The 23,023-nt window shown below is 73.2% G+C and carries 21 protein-coding genes; 5 read left to right on the forward strand and 16 right to left on the reverse strand.

Features of this window, described 5'->3' with window-relative positions; genetic code table 11:
- Positions 1–31 precede the first annotated feature (31 nt).
- The 9 genes from ACMXGY_RS20055 to ACMXGY_RS20095 form a co-directional block, all read right to left on the reverse strand.
- Positions 32–1,312, reverse strand: coding sequence for a hypothetical protein (locus ACMXGY_RS20055; protein ID WP_483774732.1), 1,281 nt, complete (start codon positions 1,310–1,312; stop codon positions 32–34).
- A 35-nt stretch (positions 1,313–1,347) separates the two neighbouring features.
- Complete coding sequence (locus ACMXGY_RS20060) at positions 1,348–2,373, reverse strand: TIM barrel protein (protein ID WP_483774733.1); 1,026 nt, start codon at positions 2,371–2,373, stop codon at positions 1,348–1,350.
- 96 nt (positions 2,374–2,469) lie between these two features.
- Positions 2,470–6,147 carry a PQQ-dependent sugar dehydrogenase gene (locus ACMXGY_RS20065; protein ID WP_483774734.1) on the reverse strand — a complete coding sequence of 1,226 codons (3,678 nt, stop codon included), beginning with the start codon at positions 6,145–6,147 and terminating at the stop codon, positions 2,470–2,472.
- A 467-nt stretch (positions 6,148–6,614) separates the two neighbouring features.
- Complete coding sequence (locus tag ACMXGY_RS20070; RefSeq protein WP_483774735.1) at positions 6,615–7,598, reverse strand: sugar phosphate isomerase/epimerase family protein; 984 nt, start codon at positions 7,596–7,598, stop codon at positions 6,615–6,617.
- 934 nt (positions 7,599–8,532) lie between these two features.
- On the reverse strand, positions 8,533–11,535 hold the full coding sequence (locus ACMXGY_RS20075; protein ID WP_483774736.1) for an FAD-binding and (Fe-S)-binding domain-containing protein: 3,003 nt from the start codon (positions 11,533–11,535) through the stop codon (positions 8,533–8,535).
- Positions 11,532–12,419, reverse strand: coding sequence for a MurR/RpiR family transcriptional regulator (locus ACMXGY_RS20080; RefSeq protein ID WP_483774737.1), 888 nt, complete (start codon positions 12,417–12,419; stop codon positions 11,532–11,534). The genes ACMXGY_RS20075 and ACMXGY_RS20080 overlap by 4 nt, the downstream gene beginning before the upstream one ends.
- Positions 12,420–13,457 (reverse strand): N-acetylglucosamine kinase, encoded by a 1,038-nt coding sequence (locus ACMXGY_RS20085; protein WP_483774738.1) that lies wholly within the window; start codon positions 13,455–13,457, stop codon positions 12,420–12,422. It abuts the gene before it with no gap.
- 118 nt (positions 13,458–13,575) lie between these two features.
- A complete protein-coding gene (locus ACMXGY_RS20090) occupies positions 13,576–13,941 on the reverse strand; it encodes a nuclear transport factor 2 family protein (protein WP_483774739.1) in 366 nt (121 codons plus the stop codon).
- A 68-nt stretch (positions 13,942–14,009) separates the two neighbouring features.
- Positions 14,010–14,453 (reverse strand): MarR family winged helix-turn-helix transcriptional regulator, encoded by a 444-nt coding sequence (locus ACMXGY_RS20095; protein WP_483774740.1) that lies wholly within the window; start codon positions 14,451–14,453, stop codon positions 14,010–14,012.
- 129 nt (positions 14,454–14,582) lie between these two features.
- On the opposite strand from ACMXGY_RS20095, the gene ACMXGY_RS20100 reads away from it, so the two are divergent.
- Positions 14,583–15,407, forward strand: a complete 825-nt coding sequence (locus tag ACMXGY_RS20100) for a Rossmann-fold NAD(P)-binding domain-containing protein (RefSeq protein WP_483774741.1) — start codon at positions 14,583–14,585, stop codon at positions 15,405–15,407.
- A gap of 24 nt (positions 15,408–15,431) precedes the next feature.
- Here ACMXGY_RS20100 and ACMXGY_RS20105 read toward each other — a convergent pair whose 3' ends face one another.
- A complete protein-coding gene (locus tag ACMXGY_RS20105) occupies positions 15,432–15,836 on the reverse strand; it encodes a DUF2000 domain-containing protein (protein WP_483774742.1) in 405 nt (134 codons plus the stop codon).
- Positions 15,837–15,957: 121 nt separating this feature from the next.
- Here ACMXGY_RS20105 and ACMXGY_RS20110 point away from each other — a divergent pair, with 121 nt between their 5' ends.
- Complete coding sequence (locus ACMXGY_RS20110) at positions 15,958–16,416, forward strand: Lrp/AsnC family transcriptional regulator (protein ID WP_483774743.1); 459 nt, start codon at positions 15,958–15,960, stop codon at positions 16,414–16,416.
- A 57-nt stretch (positions 16,417–16,473) separates the two neighbouring features.
- Here the strand turns inward: ACMXGY_RS20110 and ACMXGY_RS20115 are convergent, their stop codons facing one another.
- The 4 genes from ACMXGY_RS20115 to ACMXGY_RS20130 all read right to left on the reverse strand — a co-directional run bounded on the left by ACMXGY_RS20115 (position 16,474) and on the right by ACMXGY_RS20130 (position 19,123).
- Positions 16,474–16,872, reverse strand: a complete 399-nt coding sequence (locus tag ACMXGY_RS20115) for a nuclear transport factor 2 family protein (protein WP_483774744.1) — start codon at positions 16,870–16,872, stop codon at positions 16,474–16,476.
- A complete protein-coding gene (locus ACMXGY_RS20120) occupies positions 16,869–17,564 on the reverse strand; it encodes a DNA alkylation repair protein (RefSeq protein WP_483774745.1) in 696 nt (231 codons plus the stop codon). The genes ACMXGY_RS20115 and ACMXGY_RS20120 overlap by 4 nt, the downstream gene beginning before the upstream one ends.
- 41 nt (positions 17,565–17,605) lie before the next feature.
- On the reverse strand, positions 17,606–18,400 hold the full coding sequence (locus ACMXGY_RS20125) for an SDR family NAD(P)-dependent oxidoreductase (protein ID WP_483774746.1): 795 nt from the start codon (positions 18,398–18,400) through the stop codon (positions 17,606–17,608).
- A gap of 93 nt (positions 18,401–18,493) precedes the next feature.
- On the reverse strand, positions 18,494–19,123 hold the full coding sequence (locus ACMXGY_RS20130; RefSeq protein WP_483774747.1) for a DUF6993 domain-containing protein: 630 nt from the start codon (positions 19,121–19,123) through the stop codon (positions 18,494–18,496).
- 146 nt (positions 19,124–19,269) lie between these two features.
- On the opposite strand from ACMXGY_RS20130, the gene ACMXGY_RS20135 reads away from it, so the two are divergent.
- The gene (locus ACMXGY_RS20135; protein WP_483774748.1) at positions 19,270–19,752 is read left to right on the forward strand and encodes a glutathione peroxidase; all 483 of its coding nucleotides are present in this window, start codon (positions 19,270–19,272) and stop codon (positions 19,750–19,752) included.
- Between the two features lie 27 nt (positions 19,753–19,779).
- Here ACMXGY_RS20135 and ACMXGY_RS20140 read toward each other — a convergent pair whose 3' ends face one another.
- Complete coding sequence (locus ACMXGY_RS20140; RefSeq protein WP_483774749.1) at positions 19,780–20,430, reverse strand: nucleoside/nucleotide kinase family protein; 651 nt, start codon at positions 20,428–20,430, stop codon at positions 19,780–19,782.
- Positions 20,431–20,591: 161 nt separating this feature from the next.
- Here ACMXGY_RS20140 and ACMXGY_RS20145 point away from each other — a divergent pair, with 161 nt between their 5' ends.
- The gene (locus tag ACMXGY_RS20145) at positions 20,592–21,821 is read left to right on the forward strand and encodes an MFS transporter (protein ID WP_483774750.1); all 1,230 of its coding nucleotides are present in this window, start codon (positions 20,592–20,594) and stop codon (positions 21,819–21,821) included.
- A gap of 9 nt (positions 21,822–21,830) precedes the next feature.
- Entirely contained in the window at positions 21,831–22,265 is a 435-nt protein-coding gene (locus tag ACMXGY_RS20150) for a VOC family protein (RefSeq protein ID WP_483774751.1), read from the forward strand.
- A gap of 36 nt (positions 22,266–22,301) precedes the next feature.
- Here ACMXGY_RS20150 and ACMXGY_RS20155 read toward each other — a convergent pair whose 3' ends face one another.
- Positions 22,302–22,949, reverse strand: a complete 648-nt coding sequence (locus ACMXGY_RS20155) for a FadR/GntR family transcriptional regulator (RefSeq protein ID WP_483774752.1) — start codon at positions 22,947–22,949, stop codon at positions 22,302–22,304.
- Positions 22,950–23,023: the final 74 nt, after the last annotated feature.

Here is a 23,023-nt window from a genome sequence, read left to right on the forward strand (position 1 = left end):
CGGGTGCTGCCCGTCACCCGGGTCGGCGGGATCAGCCCAGCGCGGTGAGCGTGATCGTCGCGGTGTACGTGCCGCGCGGGGTGTCGAGCGGGAGCTTGAGGTCGAGCTCCGCACCGATCACCGACGCGCCGCGCGCGTGGCCCTCGTCGGCCCGCGCGAGGGTGCGGGCCTGCTTGAGGCCCTCGCCCTCGTCGAACCCGGACGCCACGTGGTCGCCCCCGACGGCGTCGCCACCGTTCTCGAGGACGCCCGGCGTCCAGCCGAGGTGCTTGCCGTCCACGGTCTGCCCGCCCGCGGCGAAGTCGGACACCTGGCCCGTGACCGACCACGCCGGGTCGCCCGCGCGCGTGTCCTGCACGCGGACCGGGACGAGCTGTCCCTGGGCCTGGTAGTACGACAGCTCCTCGTTCGCCACACCGAGGTCGACGAGGCTCGACGAGCCCTCGAGCGACCACGTGAGCTCGCCGCCGGTCTGCTGCGGCACGGTGACCGCCACGGCCTGGTCGCCCTCGGGCGCCGCTCCCGGCTCCTCGCCGGTGTGGTCGCCCTCGACGGCACCGGCCGTGTTGCCCGGGCCGAACGCGGCGGCCGGGTCGTTGCCCGACGTCCGGATGGTTCCCTGCACCGCGGTGCCGGCGACCCGGAGGTTGCCCGCGTTGTCCGTGAGCACGAGGTCGCCCGCGACGGCGTTGCCCCACTCGTCGGCCTCGCCGTCCGCCGTCGCGCCGACGAGCAGGTCGCGCGCACCGTTGCTCACGGTGAGCGTGCCGCCGACGACGGCGCCCGCGACGGTCACACCGTACGCGGAGCCGTCGAGCGTGGCGTCGCCGTGCACGGACGTGCGGAGCAGGTCGACGTAGCTCGCCGACTGCGTGAGCAGCGTGCCGGTGACCGTCGAGTCGCTGATCTCGACGTCGACGCCGCCCGCCGCGAGGTCGCCCCCGACCGTGAGGTCGTTGACGTAGAGGAAACCGTTGCGCGAGCCCTCCGAGTAGACGCTCACGTCGCCCGCGACGCTCGAGCCGTCGAGCAGGACGCCGTACGCGTCGGTCGCGACGACGTCGCCCCCGACCGTCACGGACGTCGCGTCGAGCCAGCCGTCGGGGTCGACGATGACGTCGCCCTCCACTGTCGCGCCGCCGAGGACGCAGTCGACGCCCGCGGGCACGACGAGGTCCCCGCTGATGGTCTGGTCACCGAGGTCGCCCGTGCAGTCGACGTCCGCGGCCTGGGCTGCCGGTGCGACCGCGGTGGCCGTGGCCACCGCGAGCAGGGCGGCGGCCGGGACCTTCCACTTCCACTTCCACTTCATGTGATGCTCCTTGTCCGGTTGTGGTGAGGTCGCCGTCAGCCGCGCAGCGACGAGATGGCGTCGTAGCTGCGGCGGGCGTTGCCCAGGGAGTTGAGCTCGTTTCCGGGCTCTGCGACGGTCGCCGCGTTGTCCTGCTCGTACATGCCGAACCGCTGACCGCGGTCACGCAGCTGGGAGAGGAACGCCTGGTACGGGATGTCGCCGGCGCCGAACTCGATGATGTCGAGACCGTTGACGCTCGCCTCGTTGGTCTTGCCGTCCTTGAGGTGCAGGATCGGGAAGCGGCGCGGGTCGCGCTTCACGTAGTCGATCGGCTCGAACCCGGGGTAGAGGTGACGCCCGACGTACGCCCAGTAGACGTCCATCTCGAAGAAGACGAGCTCGGGGTCGAGGCCGTCCCAGAGCAGGTCGTAGACGCGCGTGCTCGGGTCGTCGACCGGGAAGCTCCACTCCTGCGCGTGGTTGTGCGAGTAGAGCTTGAGGCCCGCGGCCTTCGCCTTCTCGCCCATCTGGTTCCACGTGTCGATGGCCGTGAGCCAGTCGGCCTTCGGGATCGGGCCGCCGTAGCCGCCCGCGATCGGTCCGCCCTGGCCGAGGTGCGGCATGCCGAGCGCGAGCGCGGTCTCGATCTGCGCGTCGATGTTGCCGGGGTTGAGGTTGACGTGGCTGCCGACCGCGCGCAGGCCGTTGTCGTCGAGGAGCTGGCGGATCTCGGGGATCGTGATCGCGCCGACGTTCCCCTGCGTGTAGCCGGCGAACTCGATCTCGGAGTAGCCGATGTCGGCCAGCTCCTCGAACACCGCCCGGAACCCGAGCGAGCTGACCTTGTCGCGGATCGTGTAGAGCTGGATGCCGATGCGGTTGACCGGCACGAGCCGGTTGCGCCCGCCCGACGGCGCGACCGCCGCGGGGAGCGCTCCGCCCAGGGCGTTGGCCGCCGTCGGGCCGAGGGCCGCGCCGACGCCCACGGCGACCGTCGACGCCGCGAGCGCCTTGAGCAGGTTCCGACGGCTCATCGGCTTGGCCGGGACCGTCGGGTGGTGGTGGTGCTGAGAACTCATGTCTCTCCTTCGAGGTGAGCCGCCCCGGGCGTGGCCCGGGGACGTCGGGAGGGCCGGTGGCCCGGGCGCGCGTGCGCCCGGGCCACCGGCGGACGGTCAGCCGCGGACCGAGAGGGCGAACGTCGCCGCGCTCTTCGCGACACCGGCCGAGCCGGCGTACTGGGCCTGCACCTGGTAGGTGCCGGTCTGCGAGAGCTTCGGGAGCGTCACGACGACGTCGCCCGCCGCGTCGAGCGTGCCCGTGGCGGTCGCGACGGTCGTGCCGTTCTTGCGGACCGTCACCGTGACGTCGCCCGTGGGCACGACGCCCGACGAGGACTCGACGTGCAGCGTGGCCTTGGCGGCGACCGCGGGCTTGACCGGGTTGGGCGCGACCGACCCCGTGAGGGTCGACTTTGCCTGGGCCACCGTGAGGCGGGCTCCGGCGGACGAGGTCTTGAAGACGCCGTCGGCCTGGTACGTCGCCTTGACCACGTGCGTCCCGACGGCGAGCGTCGGGTCGATCGCGATCGTCGCGGTGCCCTCGGCGAGGGTGCCCCGACCGATCTCGGTGGCACCCGACGTGAGCACGACCTCACCCGACGGCGTACCGCCCTCCCCGGTGACCGTGACCACGGCCTCGCCCGGGGCACCGAACGTGACGCGGCTCTTGCCCAGGGTGATGCTCGTCGTCGAGTCGACGGTCGGCGCGTCCGGCGCGTCGAGGTCGATCGTGAGCGACGCGCTGCCGACCTCGGAGACGTTGCCCCCGGTGTCGGTCGCCCGGTACTGCAGGTCGTACGTGCCGTTCTCGGAGAACGTGACCGCGTACTGCTCCCGGGAGGAGAGCGCCTGCCACGTCGCTCCGCCGTCGCGCGAGTACTCGACCGACGCGAGGGACCCGTCGTCCGTGGCCGCCACGGCGAACCGCACCGGCTCGTTGAACACGCCGCCGACGCCGGTGGGCGCCTCCGGAGCGAGCGTGTGCTCGACCGTCGGGGCCGTGACGTCGGCGACGCCCGCGCCGACCATGGTGATCGCGTCGAGCGAGAGCTCGTCGGCCGAGGTCACGAACAGCGCACCCGAGCCCTCGGGCGCGTCGAACGTGATCTCGACGTCCTGCCAAGCAGCGCCCGCCGGGACCGCCGCGGTCGCGAACGGCTCGGCGTCGGCCGCACCCCAGCGGAGCTGGACCTCGCCGCCGCCGCTCGCCCGCACGACCGCCCCGTCGATCCCGGCGAAGTTCACCGGGTCGAACCGCAGGAAGTCGCCCGAGCCGAGGCCGCGGACCGCGCTGCCGCCCGAGGCGGTCTCGTCGGCGTACACGTCGACGCCCTCGCGCTGGGCCGCGTGCTCCGGCTGCTGGAGCTTCGGGTTGAGGCGGACCGTCGCCTCGCCCTGGGCCGGCGGCAGGCCGTTGTGGCCGCCGTCGGTGTACGTGACCACGACCGCGCCGTAGAGCTGCGCGCCCGGCCCGTGCTCGGGCGAGTTCGGGTCGGTGCGCCACGCGCCCGTGCAGCCCGTGCCCGTGTTCTCCGGGTGGGCGTGCTCGTCGTGACCGAGGCCGTACGTCCACGCGACGCGTGAGCACACGGTGCCCGCGCCGCTGGTCGGGTTCTCGAACGCGGCCGCGTACGCCGTCATGACGCCCGCGACCATGTCCGCCGTCACCGCGCCGCCGGAGATCGCGACGAGCTCGTTGAGCGTGAACCCGGAGGCCTCGCCGAGCATCTCCGCGTCGACGCCGAGCGTCTCGGTGAGGACGTCGTGGCCGATGGCGTCGGCAAGCCAGGCGCCGATCTGCGAGTCGGCGGTGAGGTGCGGCTCCGGCGCCTCGCCGCCCGCGGCGTCGTCCTCGGCGTCGGTCGTGGTGACCTTGTAGGGGATCGCGTTGCCCCAGTCGAAGAACGCGCCGTTGCCGGGGTACTCGACCGTGACCTCGGGCGCCTGGTTGCCGACCGAGATGACGCGCGAGGTCAGGCCCCGCTTGCCGCTCTCGTCCGTCACGCGCAGGCGCGCCGTGTACGCCGCCACCTCGGTGTACGTGTGGGTCACCGTGACCCCCGTGAGGTCGAACGTCCCGTCGCCGTCGACGTCCCACTCGTACGTGAGGGCGTCGCCCTCGGGGTCCGTCGACGTCGAGGCGTCGAACGTGACCTCGAGCGGCGCCTCGGACGACGAGTACGGCGTGGCGGTGAACCGCGCCTGCGGGGACTTGTTCCCCTCGACGTAGTCGATGCGGTACAGGCCCGCGTCGGGGTTGGCGCGGAAGAACCCGTCGCCGTAGTCGAGCGCGTACATCGAGCCGTCCGGACCGATCTCGAGGTCCATCGGGTTGTCGTGCGTCGGCTGCGCGGCGCTCGTGAGCGCCGTGTTCGGCAGGAAGTCCTCGATGTGCGTGACGTCGAAGGTCTCCCAGTCGACGGTCAGCGCGGCGACGTAGTCCTGCGAGAACTCACCCATGAACGCCTTGCCGTCCCAGTACGCGGGCAGCTTGGTCGGCGACGGGTTCTCGGCGTCGTAGTGGTAGACCGGGCCGCCCATGGGCGCCTGGCCGGTGCTCGTGCCGAAGTTCACCAGCTCGTCCCACGGCTGGTCGCCGGGCTCGTCGCCGTAGTAGACGGTCGCGGGCCGCGGCGCGGGGAGGTCGACGAGGCCCGTGTTCCACCGGGAGGTGTTCTGCAGGTTCTCCGGGTCGAAGAACTCCCCGCCCGTGCCGGTCTCGAAGTCCCAGTCGTTGTAGGCGAAGTTGTCGCCGGTGAAGTAGGGCCAGCCGGCGTTGTGCGGGTCGTCGAGCGACACGACGTTCCACTCGACGTAGCCCATCGGGCCACGGTCGTTGGCGTCGGCGACGGCCTTCGTCGCGTCCGGCCCGTAGTCGCCCCACGAGAGCGAGTTCGTCTCGGGGTCGACCTCGAACCGGAACGGGTTGCGCACGCCCATGACGAAGATCTCGGGGCGCGTGCCCTCGGTGCCGGGGGCGAACAGGTTCCCCTCGGGGATCGTGTACGACCCGTCGTCCTCGACGTGGATCCGCAGGATCTTGCCGCGCAGGTCGTTCGTGTTGCCCGCGCCGCGGCGCGAGTCGAAGCCGGGGTTCATGCCGGGCGCGTCGTTGTTCGGCGCGAAGCCGTTGGCGCCGGGCGTCGAGGCCGGCGTGTTGTCGCCCGTCGTGAGGTAGAGGTTGCCCTCGCCGTCGAAGTCGATGTCGGCGCCCACGTGGCAGCACTGGCCGCGCTGGACCTCGACGTCGAGCACGACCTGCTCGCTCGCGAGGTCGATCGTGTCGCCCGTCCACTGGAACCGGGACAGGCGGTTGACGCCCTTCCACTGGTCCCAGTAGCTCTCGTCCTCGCCTGCGGGGAGCGAGTTGGGGGCGTTGCCGGTCGGGGTGTCCGCGACGCCGTCGCCGTCCGCGTCGCGCGGCGCGTAGGCGAGGTAGACCCAGCCGTTCTCCTCGAACGCGGGGTCGAGGGCCACGCCCTGGAGCCCGTCCTCGGAGTTGGCGTAGACGTCGAGCGTCGTGATGACGCGCGTGACGCCGGTCGCCGGGTCGGTGAGCCGGACGTCGCCGTTGCGCGCCGTGTGCAGGACGCGCGAGTCGGGGAGGATCGCGAGGTCGATCGGCTCGCCGACGTCCTTCGTGAGCAGGACGCGCTCGTAGTTGGACCAGTCGAGCGCCGCCTCGGCGCCCGGCTCCGTCCCGTGGTCGATGCCGTCGTGCGCGACGGCGGGTGCGGTGGTGGCGCCGAGCGCCGTGAGCGTGAGCGCGCCCGCGGCGAGTGCCGCGGTCACGCGTCGGCCACGGCGCGTACGCCGATGGATATCCTTCATCTGATGCCGCTCCTATGAGGTTCAGTCGCCTTCGAGGGGTCATCCGGACCGGGTCGCCCACCGTCGCGCCAACGACGGATCACTGGGTGGCCCGGTCTGTGTCGTCTCCGGTCAGAGCTCCGTGAGGTGCCCTGCGTGCGTCCTCCTCGTCTCGTCGTCGAGCGCGGTCCCGGCGACGTCGTCGTGCGTCGGGTGAGTGCCGCGTCGCGTGCCGGCGCGTGCAGGACGGCTGGGTGAACCAGCCGGTGGGTGAATCATCACCTACCACTCGGTCGACATCCTACGAGGCTTTTGACAGGTGTCAATCAAAAGTCGAAAGTTCGTCGATAGTTGAGACGGACGGGTCGACCAACCCGTCCGCGCGTGGCGCACCCGGACGCGAAAGGGCCCCGCCCGCGGGTGCGGACGGGGCCCTGGACCGTTGCGGCTCAGCCGCGCAGGCCGAACAGCGACGTGTAGCTGCGCCGCGCGTTGCCGAACGAGTCGACCGGGTTCGGCGGGACCGCCGACGTCGGCGCGTTGTCCTGCTCCCAGATGCCGTACCGCGTGCCGCGCGCCTTCGTGGCCCGGAGGAACTCGCGGTAGGGCAGGTCGCCCGCGTCGAACTCGATGATGTCGAACCCGTTCGGGTTCGCCGCGTTGCGCGCCCCGTCCTTGAGGTGCAGGAGCGGGTAACGGTGCGGGTTGTTCCGCACGTAGTCGATCGGCTCGAAGCCCGGGAAACGGTACTGACCCACGAAGGCCCAGTACACGTCCATCTCGAGGAACACCGCGTCCGGGTCGGTGTTGTCGAAGAAGACGTCGTACAGGCGCACCTCGGGCTGGTCCGTCGCGAACGCGAACTCGCCCGCGTGGTTGTGCTGGTACAGCTTGAGGCCCGCCGCGTTCGCCTGCGCGCCCCACGCGTTGAACTCCTCCGCCGCCGCGAGGTACCCCGCGACCGTGTTGACGTTCGTCGGGGCGTTCGCCGTCCCGACGTGCGGCATGCCGAGGATGTTCGCGATCTCGAGCTGACGCGGCAGGTCGTTGCGCAGCGCGTTCAGGCTCACGTGCGAGCCGACGGCGGAGAGCCCGTTGTCGTCGAGGAGCTGGCGGATCTCCTCCGGCGTGATCGCGCCGACCTGACCCTGGTTGTAGCCGGCGAACTCGATCTCGGAGTAGCCGATGTCGGCGAGCTCCTCGAACACGGCCCGGAACCCGAGGCTCGAGACCTTGTCGCGGATCGAGTACAGCTGGATGCCGATCTTGCCCGGCGGCAGCAGCCTGCCGTTGCCGGACGCCGCGACCGGGCCGGCAGCAGTGGCCGTGGCCGCGCCCGCCGTCGGGGCGACGGCTGCACCGAGGCCGACGGCCACGGTCGACGTCGCGAGCGCCTTGATCAGGCTGCGACGTGTCATCTGGGACTTGCTCATCGTCTCTCCTTCGAGGGATGACCGATCTGTGTCCACGCTTGTCAGGGCCCTGTGCGCCCTGCGCCTGGTCCTCCTCGTCTCGCCGTCGAGCGGGATCCCTCGCACGTCGTCGTGCGAGAGCGGTGACCGTGCGCCAACGGTGCCGGCCATCGTTCCGAACCGTGGGCGGAAGGTCGACCTACCACCCGGTCGTCATCCTACGAGCGTTCCGTCGGGTGTCAATCAAAAGTCGCCACTTCATCGATAGACACCCTGAGCAGTGCCGAAGTAGAACCTTGGTCGGGCGAGGTAGAACCGTGGTCGCGCGAGGTAGAACCCCGGTCCCGCGAAGTAGAACGCTGGTCGGCCGAGGTAGAACCGTGGTCACGGCTGCCCGACGGCGCGTGGTCGCCTGGGGTGTCGGGGTGGGTGGGGGCGCCGCGTCTACCATCCGCCGCTCGTTCCTCGCGGCTCCCGCCAGGCCCGACCACGACGCGGCCCCGTCGTCGAGAACGACGTGGCTCGCGGTCGAACACGACCTTGGTGTCGCCACGGCCTGGATAACGACACTGATGTCGTGCTCGGCGCGTGACCACGCCCTGACCGGGCCGACCACGGTTCTACCTCGGCCGACCAGCGTTCTACTTCGTGCGACAAGGGTTCTACTTCGGCTGACCACGGTTCTACTTCGTTGGGGCCCGGCCGCGTGCTGCACGAGGTGCGGTGAGGGCTGAGCGGGTGGGGCGGCGTCGGATGCGAAGGGCGTCAAGGCCGCGCTTCCCAGACCCACGCCCGACAGACCACGGTGACGGCGCGGACAGCCCGAGCACCGACGCCGCCCCGCACGCGGACCCGACCACGAACCCCGGTTCTACTTCGCGCGACCACGGTTCTACTTCGCGGGACCAGGGTTCTACTTCGCGCGACCACGGTTCTACTTCGGCGGACCAGGGTTCTACCTCGCGCGAACAGGGGGCGGGGTGGGGCGGGTCGCGGACTCGAGGAGCTCGAGGACGTGGACGTAGTCGTGGCCCGAGGCGCGGGACATGCCCATCTCGCACGTGCGGTTGTTCGACACGTACGCGTCGAACCGGCCTGCGGGGAGGTCGTGCGCCCGGTCGGCGACCTCGTGGGCCTCGGCGCGGGTCGCGGCCTCGGTGAGCTCGGGGTGGAGCATCCCGCGGTCGCCCGCGAAGCCGCAGCAGCCCCACGCTGCCGGCACGGTCGCGCGGTCGGCGACCGCCTCGGCCACGGCGCGCAGGTCGTCCACGGCGCCGAGGTGCACCGTCGCGCACGTGGGGTGCACGACGACGTCCCCGGCCCTCTCCACGTCGACCCCTCGCGCGGCGAGGGCCGGCAGCACGTCAGTACGGACGAACGTCACCGCGTCGACGATGCGAAGCCGCGCGAACCGCTCGCGCGCCTGCTCGTCGCCGGGGCTCTCCGCGTGGCTACCGAGGTGGCGGGCCGTCTCGGCGAGCCCGTGGGTGCAGCTCGACGCGTCGCACACGACGGGCAGCTCGCCCTCGCGCGTGGCGACCCACAGCGCGTCGACGACCTTGCGGGCCATGGCGGCCGCGCCGTCGGGCAGACCCTTGGACGACCACGGGGTGCCGCAGCAGAGCCCGCCGATGCCCTCGGGGACCGCCAGCCCGATCCCCGCGCGCTCGCACAGCGCGCGGAACGCTGCCTCGGCACCGACGGGTCTTTCCCCACCGGCGGCCACGATCGAGGGTGAGTCGGCTGCCCGGGCCGGCAGACCGCCGTCGGCCGGCGCGAAGAGCTCGCCCATGCACGACGCGAACAGCACCGCCCGCACCGACGTGTCGGGGCGCGATGCTGCCCGGGCGTCCTCTCGCGCTGGCACGCCGTGCTGGTCGCGACGGGGGCCGGGGCCGGGCAGGTCGGCGTCGACGCGGGGGACGACGTCCGTACCGACCACCCCGCGCGCGACCTCGGACGCGACGTGCACGAGCGGCGTCGGGAGTGCCTGGACCACGCCGAGCGCGGCGCGCAGCCCCGAGACCACCGGTCCCCAGTGCTTGGCGACGGCCGCTCCCCCGCGCTGCACGACTCGCGGCTGCGACCGGGCGCGGTGGCCCTTCATGACGACGCCCGTGTCGATGCCGACCGGGCACGCCTCGACGCACATCGAGTCCGCAGCGCACGTCTCGACGCCCTGGTAGGCGTACTGCCGCTCGAGCTCGCGCCGCTCGGCGGGCGGCGCGGCGGCCATCTCCTTGAGCAGGGCGATGCGCTGGCGGGGCGTCGTCGTGACGGTGCGCGACGGGCACCCCGGCTCGCAGTAGCCGCACTCGACGCACCGGTCGACGAGCGGGCCGTCGTCGTCCCCGGCCGACGTCTCGACCTTGAGGTTCCGCAGGTGCTCGTGGTCGTCGTCGGTGATGACCACGCCCGGGTTGAGCAGGCCGAGCGGGTCGAACAGGCGCTTGATCTCGCGCATGACGGCGTAGAGCTCGTCGCCGTACTGCCGGCGCACGAACGGGGCCATGATGCGGCCGGTGCCGTGCTCCGCCTTGAGCGTCCCGCCGTGCCCGAGGACGAGGTCGACGAGGTCGTCGCTGAACGCGGCGTACCGGTCGAGCTCGGCGCGGTCGCCGAGGCGCGGCGTGATCATGAAGTGCAGGTTGCCGTCCTTGGCGTGCCCGAACGTCACGGCGTCGCCGTAGCCGCGGCGCGCGAACAGGGCGCCGAGGTCGCGCACCGTCGCGGTGAGGTCGGCGACCGGGACGGCGACGTCCTCCAGGAGCGCGGTGCTGCCCGCGGGCCGTGCGCCCGCGACGGCGGTGTACAGGCCCTTGCGCACGCGCCACAGGCGCTCGCGCGTGGCCGGGTCGGTCGTCACGGTCGCGGGCACCGCGAGGGACCCGGCGAGCGAGCCGACGACGTCGCGCGCCGCGTCCTGGAACGGCGCCAGCGCCTCGGGCGAGCCTGCGCGGTACTCCACGAGGAGCGCTGTCTGGGTGCGGATCCCGTCCCCGGTGGCCAACGACCGCATCGACGCGTCGGCGGCCGGGTCCGCCGCGGCGACCCGGAGCGAGGCCGCGTCGAGCAGCTCGATCGACTCGGCGCCCGACGCGACGAGGGGCACGAGCGCGTCCGTGGCGTGCTCGAGCGAGTCGAGCACGAGGAGCGTCGTCGCGGCGTGGGCGAGGAGCGGCACGGTCCGGAACGTCACGTCCGCGACCCATCCGAGCGTGCCCTCGGAGCCGATCAGCAGGTGCTCGAGGATCTTCACGGGCTCGTCGTGGTCGAGCAGCGCGTTGACCGAGTAGCCCATGGTGTTCTTCATCGAGAACTGGCGCTCGATCTCGGCACGCATCGCCGCGCTGCCACGCACCCGGTCGCGCAGGGCCAGCAGGCCCCGGTGCAGCTCGGGCTCCGCGGCGCGCAGCCGCGCGTCGGCGTCGGGCACGCCCGTGTCCACGACCGTGCCGCTCGGCAGCACGACCGTCATGGCGTCGACCGTCCGGTACGCGGTGCGCGCGGTGCCCGACGACATGCCCGACGAGTTGTTCGCCACGACCCCGCCGATCGTGCATGCGATCTCGCTCGCCGGGTCCGGCCCGAGCCGTCGGCCGTGCCGCAGCAGGTGCGCGTTGACGAGCCGCAGCGTGGCACCGGGCTCGCACCGGACGCGCGCGCCGCCGTCGAGCACCTCGACACGCGTGAAGCGGGTGCGCGTGTCGACGAGCACCCCGGCGCCCGACGCCTGCCCGGACAGGCTCGTGCCGCCCGAGCGGAACGTCAACGGCAGGCCGCGACGCGTGGCCTCGCGCATCGCCGCGACGACGCCGTCGCGGTCGTGAGCGCGCACGACGACCTCGGGCCGCAGCAGGTAGTGCGACGCGTCGTGCGCGTGGGCGACCCGGCTGAGCAGGTCGGTGCGCAGCTCGAACCCGGGTCCCGCTTGCGGGGCCGGTGGGCGCGACCTCACGGCCGGGCCTTGCGCTCGTACCCGAGGCGGTGGGGCTGCACCGCCTCGTACGTCGCGCGCAGGTTGGCGCTCGTGCGGTCGTAGAGCCGCTGCGCGACGCGCACGAAGAGGAAGTCCACGATCGCGAGCTGCGCGATGCGGCTCGACAGGGCGCCGGACCGGAACTGCGTCTCGCGCGCCGTCGTCGTCAGCACGACGTCCGCGTGCGCGACGAGCGGCGACTCGGGGAAGTTGGTCACGGCGACCGTCGTCGCGCCGCGCTCGTGCGCGATGCGCAGCGCGTCGTTCGTCTCGACGGTCAGGCCGCTGTGCGAGACGCCGACGGCGACCGCGCCCGGCCCGAGGAGCGCGGCCGACTGGAGCTGCACGTGCGGGTCGGGCGACGCGAAGCAGATCAGGCCGATGCGCTGGAGCTTCTGCGCGAGGTCCTGGGCGGTGAGCCCGCTCGATCCCACGCCGAACAGGTCGATGCGCGGCGCCTGGGCCACCGCCGCCGCGACCTTCTCCAGCGCGTCGAGGTCGAGCATGCGCGCCGTCTCCTCGATGGTGCGCGCCTCGTGGAACGCGATCTTGGTGACGACGTCCTGCAGCGTGTCGTCGGGGTCGATCTCGCCGTGGGCGACGTTCGCGCGCTCCTGCTCGACGGCCCGGCGGCTCGTCGCCTGCGCGAGGTCGATGCGGAAGTCCGGGTACCCGCCGTACCCGACCGCCCGACAGAACCGGACGACGGTCGCCTGCGACGTCCCGACGAGCGACGCGAGCTCGGTGATCGTCTTCCCCACGACGGCTGCCGGGTCGGCGAGCACGACCTCGGCGATGCGGGCCTCGGCGGGCCGCAGGGTGGGCAGGGACTGGCGGATGCGGACGAGACCGTCGGCGGCCATTCAGTCCTCCTCGTGGATGGTCGGAGCGAGAGCGGTCGGGGTGGCGGCGGCGTCGCCGAGCGTGAGCCACGGTTCGTGCCCGACGACGGAGCCCGGGTCGGTCGCGAGACGTCCGGCCAGGTGCAGCGCGCCGTCGAGCGGCGTGCCGGCGGCAGGGACGAGCTCGACGTCGGGACGCAGGACGGACAGGCGCGCGCGGAACGCGTCGGTGAGCAGCGGGCCTGACGCCAGCACTCCCCCGGTCGCGGCGGCGAGCGGGGGGACGCCGTCGACCAGGGCGGCGGCGAGCGTCGTCGCGACGTGCGTGCCGGCGCCCGCGAGGATCTGCCGCGCCACAGGGTCGCCACCCTGCGCCGCGACCGACACGTCCCGTGTGAAGGACGCGAGCACCTGGGCGCGGTCCGGTCGGGTGTACAGCTGGCCGGGCCAGGTGTGCACGGGGCCGAGACGGGCCGTCGCGGCAGCGAGCAGCGCGCTCGACCCGCCGTTGTCACGGCCGTCGTGCGCGGCGACCGCCGCCCGGAGCCCGTGGGCCCCGATCCACGACCCCGAGCCCAGGTCGCCGAGCAGGTGGCCCCAGCCGTCGACGCGCTGCCAGACCCCCCGCAGGTCCGTGCCGAGCGCGATCGCGCCCGTGCCGACCGCGACGACCGCCCCCGGCCGCCCGCCCAGCGCACCGAGGTGGGCGGTGAGCGCGTCGGCCGCGACCGCGGTCCGTGAGGTGGGCAGGACGGCTCGCAGCACGGCGTGCAGCTCGGCGGGGTCACGCACGAGCGAGGCGAGGCCCGTGGCGCCGAGCGCGGCGGCCGCGACGCCGTCGTCGAGAACCCCGGGCGCCGTGGCGCGGAGGTGGGCCAGGAGCTCACGCACGACGTCGACGACGTCGCTCCCCTGCGCGGTGACCTGCACCGGCCGGCCTGTCAGTGCGACGTCCTGGGGTGACGCCGCGAGCTCAGGCGCGCGGCCGCTCCGTCGCGCGACGAGGCGGCTGCCCGAGCCGCCGACGTCGAGCGCGACCAGCCACTCGTCGTCCGGCACGCTGCTCAGCACACCTCATTGTGGCATAAAGTTTCACAGTCAATGGGGTGAATGAAGATTCTCACCACACCCGCGGGACCGGCTCTGGCTCAGAGTAGCGCCGGCGCGACCCGGCGCGTCAGTCCGGCACGGGCGTCTGCTGGTAGGAGGCCAGCGCGACGTCGTCGCCCCGGCGCACGTAGACGCTCGTCATGAGGCCGGTGAACGGCGGAGCACCTTCCTCGCGCCAGCCCTGCCCGCGGTAGACGAGCACCGCGGCGTCGTCGCCGAGCGGCACGAGCCGCTCCTCGTCGATCACGTACCGGGCCCACGGAGGCGCGTCCCGCAGCGACACGACCACCTCCGCGCGGTCCCGGACCCGGCCGTCGGCGAGCACCATGACGGCGTCCGGCGTCATGACCCGGCCGTAGAAGTCCGCGCCCGTGCCGTCGCACAGCGAGCGCCAGCCGTCGTGCTCGATCCTCAGCAGCTCGTCGAGAGTCATGCCCGCACCTCCGGCTCCAGGCTCGCGCCCGCGCGCGACCCTCGCCACCGCACCCGAGCATCTTCCGCTCAGCTGCGGTCCGCCGTCGCGCCCGCGAGGGCCTTGCGAAGGAGAGACGTGAGCTGCTGCTGCTCCGGTGCGCTGAGGTGTGCGATGGCGTCGCGGGGAAGCTCGAACGCCTTCTCGAACGCGGCGTAGAGCGCGTCGCCGGTAGCGGTGCGGATGATCTGCCGCGACCGCCCGTCCTCGGGGTGCGCCCGGCGCACGACCAGATCTCGGGCCTCGAGCCGGCTGATGATCTGCGTGACGTTGGAGGCGTCGCAGCCGAGGTCTGCCGCCAGCTCACCCATCCCACGCCACTCGTCGAGACGACCGAGCACGCAGGCCTGGGCCACGCTCAGGCCCAGCTCCGTCGCGGCCAGCTCGAAGCCGCGGTCGTAGGCGTCGACGAAGTCGAACATCGCCCGCTCGGCTTCCGTGCGCGCCCCGACGGGTCCGGGTGAGATCGCCATGAACCCAGCGTAGCAAGGTGCTTGATCGTCTCAAGGATCTGTGCCACGGTGATGCTTGATGCACTCAAGCTTCTGAGGAGGGGCGCTCCTGATGATCGGAACGAACGAGGAACGACGCGGTGAGGCCGCGTGAGCCACACCGTGCTGGTGACCGGGGCGCGAGGCAAGACGGGCAGTGAGGTGGTGCGAGAGCTGCGACGCACGCCGGGGACCTCCGTCAGGGCCGGCTCCTCCATCGACCCCTCGATGGAGGACCACGTCCGACTCGACTGGCACGACCGCTCGACGTGGTCTGCAGCGGTGGACGGCGTGGACGCCGTCTACCTCGTACGCCCAGACCTCCCCGAGGCCCCCGAGCTCGTCGCAGGCCTGATCGCGCTCCATCCGACGGCGCACTACGTCCTGCTGTCGGAGCAGGGCGCCGCACAGCTCGCGCCGGAGCACTGGGCACGCCAGGTCGAGGACGCGGTGATGAGCGGCGCCCGGCGATGGACGCTCCTGCGGCCGTCGTGGTTCCAGCAGGTCCTGACCGATCCGCGGTTCTACGCGGACGAGATCCGGGTCGAGCGCGTGCTGCGCCTCCCTTCGGGCGGTGGAGCCATCGCCTGGGTCGACGTCCGAGACATCGCAGCCGTCGCCCTCGCTGCCCTCCACGCACCGGAGGAGCATCACGGGCGAGCCCTCACCGTCACCGGACCCGAGGCGATCACGGTCTCCGCCGTCGCGGCTGAGCTGTCAGACCACCTGGGCCAGGAGGTGCGGGCACCGGATGTTGCCGTCGAGGGCACGCTGCACGGCCTCGACCCATGGACGCGGGCGATCCTTGCGGATCTCTACCGGCGCGTGCGCGACGGCGGATTCGCGGCGGTCTCGCCGGTCGTGGAGGACATCACCGGGCGTGGGCCGCGGACCGTGGCCGAGTTCGTCGTCGAGCACCTCGAGCACTGGCGGTGAGCCCGAGCCCGTTCCGCGACGTGCTCATGAGACCAGCGCGAGACGCTTGGTGAGCTTGGTGACCTGGTTGCGCGGGCCGTGCAGGATGACGCCCACGTAGTCGATCTCCTCGCTCGGTGTCGCGGCCAGCGCCTCCTCGTACTCCGGGTAGGTCCGTGAGCGGCGCGCGACCTCGTTGAAGCCGACGACGGTCAGGTCCTCACGCGCGACCGCGGCCGCGTAGAGCTGGGCGAGCTGGTCCCCGGACGCGGCCAGCGTGGGTACGGGCACCGGGTTCAGCCCTGCGTGCGACGCCCCGGACGCGTCCGGCCCGTCGGGCGCGACGGAGTCCGTCAACCGTCCGCCCAGAGCCAGCCCCAGCACCGCCGCGGCGTTCGCCGCGTGTGCGCGCGACAGGTCCTCACGAAGCACCAGAACGATCTTCAGCATGTGCGCCCTTTCCACCCAGGAGCATTCATTCGAGCAGCAGAACGGCATCAGACTAGACACCTGAACCGTGCGTTAGGAACGTCACCGAATTTCATTCGGTACGGAGCGGTAGCCTCGACGCGTGGACGAACTTGATTCGGCGATCATCACCGAACTGCAACGAGATGCACGGCAGACCAATCGTGAGCTCGCCCGGCGCCTGGGCGTCGCGCCCTCGACCTGCCTCGAGCGCGTGCGCGCGCTGCGCGCCCGAGGAGCGATCCTCGGCTACCGGGCCGTCATCGCGCCCGCGACCCTGAACCGCGGCGTCGAGGCGTTCGTCTCCACCCGTCTGCGTCCGCTCAGCCGCACCGTCATCGACTCCTTCAAGGCAGCCGCGATCGAGATGCCCGAGGTCCTGGCCGTGTACGTCATCGCCGGCGAGGAGGACTTCCTCATCCATGTCGCCGTCCCCGACCTCGCCCGGCTCCACGACTTCCTCGTCGACCGCCTCAGCAAACGCCGCGAGGTCCTCAGCTTCCGGAGCCAGATCGTCTACCAGAGCGCACACAAGGACGTCGTCGAACGCCTCCCCGAATAGCACCCGAGCCGGTCGAGCCGGCAGGCGCTCCTGGGCTGATCCGGGTCGGCCGCGCGGTCAGGCGCCGGGCCGTGGGCCGGACGCCGGGACGATCGCCGTGTGGAGGCAGCGCCACGTCTCGCCGCGCCGCACGAACGTGTCGACCGACCACTCGTCGTCGCGGAAGGGGGTCCCACGCCACGTGCCGGCGGAGACTCCGCGCGCGAGGGTCACGGCGACGTCGTCGTGCACGCTCACGGAGACGAGGTCCGACGACATCTCGGTGTGCACGAGGTCCCCCGACGCGACGCCGGCGAGGAAGCCGTCGCGCTCCTGCGCGTTCCCGTCCGTGCCGACGAGCACCCAGCCGGGCTCGACGAACGCGTCGATCGCGGCGGGGTCGTTCGCGACGAGCGCGTCGCCCCACGCGCGCAGGAGCGCGGCGAAGCCGTCGGGCGCGTCCGACGGCCGGCTCATCGCGCCAGCCACTCCTTGCGCTCGGCGGGCGCCAGCTTCTCGACCGACGCGCGGAGCACGTCGCGCGGCATCGTCGCGGCGTGCTCCTCGAGGAACGCGCGCAGCCGTTCGGGCTCGACGTCGCCCGCGTGGCGCAGCATCCAGCCGACGCCCTTCTGCACGTAGGGCTCGCGGTCGTCGACGAGGACCTCGGCGAGCCGGAAGGTGTCGTCCACCTGGCCGCGCCGCAGGAAGGCCGCCGTCGCGACGATCGCCGTGCGCCGGCGCGGCCAGTCGGGCGCGCGCGCGAGGTCGTCGAGGACGCGGCGGGGCCGGTCGAGCAGCCACGAGCCCAGGACCTGGTAGGCGGTGAGGTCCACGAGGTCCCACGTGTCGACGCGGTCGTGCCGTCGCAGCAGGAGGTCGACCAGCTCGGCGTGCCGGTCGACGGTGACCCGGCGGGCCGTCGCGGACTTGCCCATGATCGAGCACGCGCCGGCGCGGACCTCGTGGACGCGGTCCTCGAGCAGGAGCTCGATCTCGGCGACCGGCAGGTCGAGCGCGCTCTTGGCGAGCGTGAACACGTCGCCCATGCGCACGCCGGCGAACGAGTCGTCGCCGGGGAAGTACCGGGTGTAGGAGCGGCGCTGCGCGGTCGTCGCGCGGGCGAGCAGCGCGTCGCGGAACTCGCTCGCCGTCGTGAGCTGCGGCATCGTCGCTCTCCTCCCCGCACCGGCCCGGGGCATGTCGCGCGTCATCGCGGCGCCATGCGGATCGCGCCGTCGAGGCGGATCACCTCGCCGTTGAGCATCGGGTTCTCGACGATCGCGCGCACCAGGTGCGCAAACTCCTCCGGGAGCCCGAGCCGGCTCGGGTGCGGGATCTGCGCGGCCAGCGACTCCTGCGCCGCGTCGGGCAGCGACGCCATCATCGGCGTGCGGAAGATGCCCGGTGCGATCGTCATGACGCGGATGCGGTGCTGCGCGAGGTCGCGCGCGAGGGGCAGCGTGAGGCCGGCGACCCCGGCCTTCGACGCCGCGTACGCCGCCTGGCCCACCTGCCCGTCGTACGCCGCGACCGACGCGGTCTGCACGACGACGCCGCGCTCCTCCCCCGCAGAGCCCTGGCCGCCCGGCCCGTCCGGACCGACCGGGTCGAGGGCGAGCATCCGCTCCGCAGCGAGGCGGACGACGTTGAACGACCCCACGAGGTTGACGTCCACGACGCGCCGGAACGCGTCGAGCGCGTGCACGCCCGACTTGCCCAGCACGCGCTGCGCGAGCACGATCCCCGCGCAGCCCACGACGACCCGCGCCCCGCCGAGCTCGTCGGCCGCGTCGAGGGCCCGCGCGACGTCGTCCTCGTCCGTCACGTCGGTGGGGACGAACCGTGCGCTCCCGCCGAGCGCGTCGGCCACCGCCGCGCCGTCGGACGACGCGAGGTCCGCGAGGACCACCCGTGCGCCCGCCGCGACCAGGCCCTCCGCCGTCGCGCGCCCGAGGCCCGAGGCCCCGCCCGTCACCAGGGCGACCGCGCCCTCGATCCGCATGTCTCACCCTCCGTCACCGGCGCGGGCACCGTCGCCCGCCCTGCTGACCGTACCCAGGTCGAGCCGCAGGCCGCGAGGCCGACCCGCCGACGGTCAGTGCGACGGCATCTCCAGGCAGCCGCCGTCGGCGATCGGGCCGCCCGCCTCGAGCGTCACGGCGCCCGGCGCGACGGTGCCGTACACGCACCCGCCGGGGACCCACACGCCCACGCCGACGACCGGCGCGACCTCGCCGCCCGCCGTCCTGTCCGCGACCTGCACGCTCTCGTCGAACCCCGCCGCGACGAGCGCGTCCCAGATCTCGTCATCGTCGACGGGCGACCCGTCGGCGAGCGGGTCGAGCGCGGCCTGGACCGCGGGCAGCGAGAGCGCCGCCTCGGCGTGGTTCTCGGGCGTGCCCATCCGCTGCCGGTACGCCTCGTTGGACGCGTCGAGCCCGGAATCGAGCCCGGTCTCCTGCTCGACGGCGGTCGTGTCCTCGGCCTGCGCGGTCGTCGGCCCGCCGCGTTCCGGGCTGTCGTACGAGTCCGCCCACTGCTGCATCCCGAACGCGACGACGGCGTAGAACCCCACGACGCCGACGAACGCGAAGATCGCCAGCCCCACGACGACGCCGACGACGCCGCGGGCCAGGCGGGAGGTGCCGTCGGCGTCGTCCGGGGAGCCGGCCGCCTCGACGGCACCGTCGGGTCCGTCGACTCGTCCGACTCGTCGCGTCGTCATGCGGCGAGTCTCGTCGCGCGGGCGGCGGGCGGCGACCGCGGGCGCGGCACCGCTCCAGGATCTTCACATCTCGGGCGGCCCAGGGTGCAGGATGGGAGGGCGACCCGGGCAACCGTCCGTCACCCGCGACCGTCAGGAGACATCGCATGAGCCTGTACGACATCCCCTTCGACGCGATGGACGGGACGACGCACACCCTCCGCGAGCACGCGGACGAGGTCGTGCTCGTCGTCAACGTCGCGTCGCGGTGCGGGCTCGCGCCGCAGTACGCGACGCTCGAGGCGATGCAGGAGAAGTACCGGGACCGCGGGTTCACCGTCATCGGGTTCCCGAGCAACCAGTTCCTTCAGGAGCTCGGCTCGAACGAGGCGATCCAGGAGTTCTGCTCGCTGACGTACGGCGTGACGTTCCCCGTGGTGGACCGCGTGCGGGTCAACGGGCGGCAGGCCCACCCGCTCTACCAGGAGCTCAAGAAGGCACCGGACGCCGAGGGCAAGGCCGGTCGCGTGACCTGGAACTTCGAGAAGTTCCTCGTCCTGCCGGGCGGCGACGTGCACCGGTTCCGCCCGCGCACGCTGCCCGACGACCCGGCGATCGTCGACCTCGTGGAGCAGCACCTCCCCCGCTGACCCCTCCCCGCCCGGGTCGCGGGGCGCTCAGCGCACGACGAGCGCGGGGTGCCGCGCGTCGTCGACCCGTGCGACGACGTCGGCCGCCTCCGCGGGCCGGACCTCCCGGTCGTAGCGCGCGTACGCCGCGAGCGTCCAGGCCACGTCCGCGTCCGTGCGGCGAGCGAGCGTCGCCTCGCGCAGGGCGAGATGGACGGTGAGGTCGGTCGTGAGCCCGCGCCCGAGGGAGAGCGACCCGTCGAGCACGACGACGAGCCCCGGTTCCGCGTCGACGTACACCGCGCGCGTGGAGCGGTCGGTCTCCGGGTCACGCAGGCTCGGCACGTAGCGGCCCGACCCGCCCGGGCCGACGGCGTCGAGCACCTCGCGGTTGAGCCCCGCCACGTCGATCCACTCGTCGAGCAGCGCGTCCGGGTCCGAGCGACCGCGCTCGAGGCGCAGCGACGCGGGGCGCCAGAAGTCGCGCACCCGGATCCGTGCGACCGGTCGCCCGGCCGCGCGGAGCGGTGCGACGAGAGCGTCCGCGAGCGCCTCGGGACGCGTCGAGGGGTGTCCGTCGACGAGGAGCCGGACCGCGTCGTCGGGCTCGCGGCGGGCGCGGCCGTCGCCACCGGGGCGGAGCACGAGGTCCACGACGCGGTCCACGAGGACGGCCTCGGTCACCGGTTCGACGCGCACCGCGTCAGGATGCCACGCCGCCGCGGAACCCTCAGGTCACGCGCGGTGTCCTCCACCCGCTGACCGGCGCGGCAGGCGACGTGCACTCCCTAGGGTGGGGGCATGCTGCGCACCGTTCCCGACGCGACCCAGACCCACGGGTGCACGGGCGGGCGGGACGCGTGACTGCCGCGTTCCGCCCCGGGACGGTCCGTGAGGCCACGGGCGGCATCGTCGCGCTGGGACTCGCGACGTTCGTCGCGATCACGACCGAGCTCGTGCCCGTCGGGCTGCTCCCGCTCATCAGCGCGGACCTGGACGTCACGGAGTCCGTCGCAGGGCTGCTCGTCACGGCGTACGCGGTCATGGTCGCCGCGCTCGCCGTGCCGCTGACGCTCGGCACGGCACGGCTCCCGCGCAAGGGCCTGCTGCTGGCGACGCTCGCCCTGTACACCGTGAGCAACGTGCTCGTGGCGGTCGCGCCGACGTTCGCCGTCGTGGCGGCCGCCCGCGCCCTCGGGGGCGCGTCGCACGCGGTCTTCTTCTCGGTGAGCATCGGCTACGCGTCCCGGCTCGTGCTGCCGCACCTCACGGGACGCGCGCTCTCGCTCGTGACGGCGGGTGCGGCGGTGGGGTTCGTCCTCGGGGTCCCGCTGACGACGGCGCTCGGGACGGCGGTCGGCTGGCGCGCCTCGTTCGCGGTCCTCGCCGGCGCGTGCGCGGTGACCGCCGTCCTCATCGCGTTCCTGCTGCCGCCCGTACCGGGCGGCGGGGCGCCGCCGTCCGACGCCGCGCGCGCCAGCCGGCGGACCGCGCTCGCCGTGGTCACGACGACCAACGCCCTGGCCTACCTCGGCCAGTACACGGTCTACACCTACGTGTCGCTGCTGCTCCTCGGCGCGGGCCTGCGGGAGTCGGCGCTCGGGCCCGCGCTGCTCGTCCTGGGCGCCCTCGGGCTCGTCGGCACCGCGTTCGCCGCCGCACGCCTCGACCACAGGCCGCGCCGCACGACGGTCGTCGCCGTCGTGGCGGTCGCGGGGGGCATGCTCGCCGTCGGGCTGGCGTTCCCCGCGACGGCCGGGGTGCTGGTCGCGATCGGGGTGTGGAGCGCGGGGTTCGGCGCGATCGCACCAGTGTTCCAGTCCGCCGCGATCCGCACGCACGGCGCGTCGCCCGACCTCACCGGCGCGCTCGTGAACGCGACGTCGAACGTCGGGATCGGGGGCGGTGCCGCGCTCGGCGCGCTCGTCCTGGCCCGGTCCGGGCTCGACGTCGTCCCGTTCGTCGGGGCCGGCATCGCCGCCCTCGCGCTCGTCGTGGTGCTCGTCGCACGGCGCGCGTTCCCTGCGGCGCCGGCGGCGCCCACCTCCGGCGCCGAGATGCACTCCGACCCGGTCGGACCGAGGTCCTAGGGTGGCTCGATGACGTCGGTCAGGCAGGTCCAGGTCACGTTCGACTGCAGGGCGCCGGAGCGCGTCGCCCGGTTCTGGTGCGAGGTGCTGGGGTACGTCCCCACGCCGCCGCCGGACGGGTTCGCGACCTGGGACGAGGCGAACGCCGCGCTGCCGCCCGAGCAGCGGGACGCCTGGTTCGCGTGCAGCGACCCCACGGGCGCCGGTCCGCGGCTGTACTTCCAGCGCGTCCCCGAGGGCAAGGTCGTGAAGAACCGGGTGCACCTCGACGTGCGGGCCGGCAGCGGGCTCGTGGGCGCCGAGCGCCTCGCGACGCTCGAGGCCGAGCGCGACAGGCTCGTCGCACTCGGCGCGACCTGCGTGCGCGTGATGGTGGCCGACGAGGAGAACGAGTCGTGCATCGTGATGCAGGACGTCGAGGGCAACGAGTTCTGCCTCGACTGACGGTGGACCACCGGTGGACCGGCGGCGGGTCCGCGGTCAGCGCATGAACGGCTCGAAGACGGCGGCCACCGACGCGGCGGCGCGGTCGGCGTCCCCGTCGACGATCGCCTCGACCAGCTCGTGGTGGTGTCGGTGCGCAACATCCTCGTCGTCGACCTCGTCGTCGCGCATGTGGACGGCGAAGACGTCGAGCATGCTGGAGTAGAGCGTGACGTACAGCGGGTTGTGCGTCGCCGCCACGATCGCCCGGTGCAGGTCGAGGTCCGCGTTCGCGCGCGCACCCAGGTCGTCGGTCGACCACGTCGCCTCCCGGCGGTCGCGCAGCTCGCGCAGCAGCGCGACGTCGGCGTCCGAGCGGCTCTCCGCCGCGAGCGCCGCCGCAGTGAGGTCCAGAGCGAGGCGCAGCTCCAGGTAGTGGCGTCGGGTGCCGCCGGCGAGCTGCCGTCCGAGCGTGCCGTTCAGCTCGGAGCGGGAGATGACGAACGTGCCGCGGCCCTGCTCGCGGCGCAGCAGGCCGGCGTGCACCAGCGACTGGAGCGCCTCGCGGACGGTGTTGCGCCCGATCCCGAACTCCGCGACCAGGGCGGCCTCGGTCGGGATCCGCTCGCCGACCGGCCAGCGCTCGGAGACGACCTCCTCGCGGAACCGCGCGGCGGCCTGGTCGATGAGTCCTACTCGACGCATCGGCTGCTGTGTGTCAGACTCCTCGCGATTCATCCCATGATCCCATCATCGCCGATCTCGCAGTGGAGTTTAGC

Source organism: Cellulosimicrobium sp. G4 BAM 1002 (genome assembly GCF_057126935.1).

Bases quoted from the DNA above. Each gene is read 5' to 3' on its own strand.
- ACMXGY_RS20055 (WP_483774732.1), bottom strand. From the start codon at position 1,312: ATGAAGTGGAAGTGGAAGTGGAAGGTCCCGGCCGCCGCCCTGCTCGCG.
- ACMXGY_RS20060 (WP_483774733.1), bottom strand. From the start codon at position 2,373: ATGAGTTCTCAGCACCACCACCACCCGACGGTCCCGGCCAAGCCGATG.
- ACMXGY_RS20070 (WP_483774735.1), bottom strand. From the start codon at position 7,598: ATGAGCAAGTCCCAGATGACACGTCGCAGCCTGATCAAGGCGCTCGCG.
- ACMXGY_RS20080 (WP_483774737.1), bottom strand. From the start codon at position 12,419: ATGGCCGCCGACGGTCTCGTCCGCATCCGCCAGTCCCTGCCCACCCTG.
- ACMXGY_RS20090 (WP_483774739.1), bottom strand. From the start codon at position 13,941: ATGACTCTCGACGAGCTGCTGAGGATCGAGCACGACGGCTGGCGCTCG.
- ACMXGY_RS20095 (WP_483774740.1), bottom strand. From the start codon at position 14,453: ATGGCGATCTCACCCGGACCCGTCGGGGCGCGCACGGAAGCCGAGCGG.
- ACMXGY_RS20105 (WP_483774742.1), bottom strand. From the start codon at position 15,836: ATGCTGAAGATCGTTCTGGTGCTTCGTGAGGACCTGTCGCGCGCACAC.
- ACMXGY_RS20115 (WP_483774744.1), bottom strand. From the start codon at position 16,872: ATGAGCCGGCCGTCGGACGCGCCCGACGGCTTCGCCGCGCTCCTGCGC.
- ACMXGY_RS20120 (WP_483774745.1), bottom strand. From the start codon at position 17,564: ATGCCGCAGCTCACGACGGCGAGCGAGTTCCGCGACGCGCTGCTCGCC.
- ACMXGY_RS20125 (WP_483774746.1), bottom strand. From the start codon at position 18,400: ATGCGGATCGAGGGCGCGGTCGCCCTGGTGACGGGCGGGGCCTCGGGC.
- ACMXGY_RS20130 (WP_483774747.1), bottom strand. From the start codon at position 19,123: ATGACGACGCGACGAGTCGGACGAGTCGACGGACCCGACGGTGCCGTC.
- ACMXGY_RS20135 (WP_483774748.1), top strand. From the start codon at position 19,270: ATGAGCCTGTACGACATCCCCTTCGACGCGATGGACGGGACGACGCAC.
- ACMXGY_RS20150 (WP_483774751.1), top strand. From the start codon at position 21,831: ATGACGTCGGTCAGGCAGGTCCAGGTCACGTTCGACTGCAGGGCGCCG.
- ACMXGY_RS20155 (WP_483774752.1), bottom strand. From the start codon at position 22,949: ATGCGTCGAGTAGGACTCATCGACCAGGCCGCCGCGCGGTTCCGCGAG.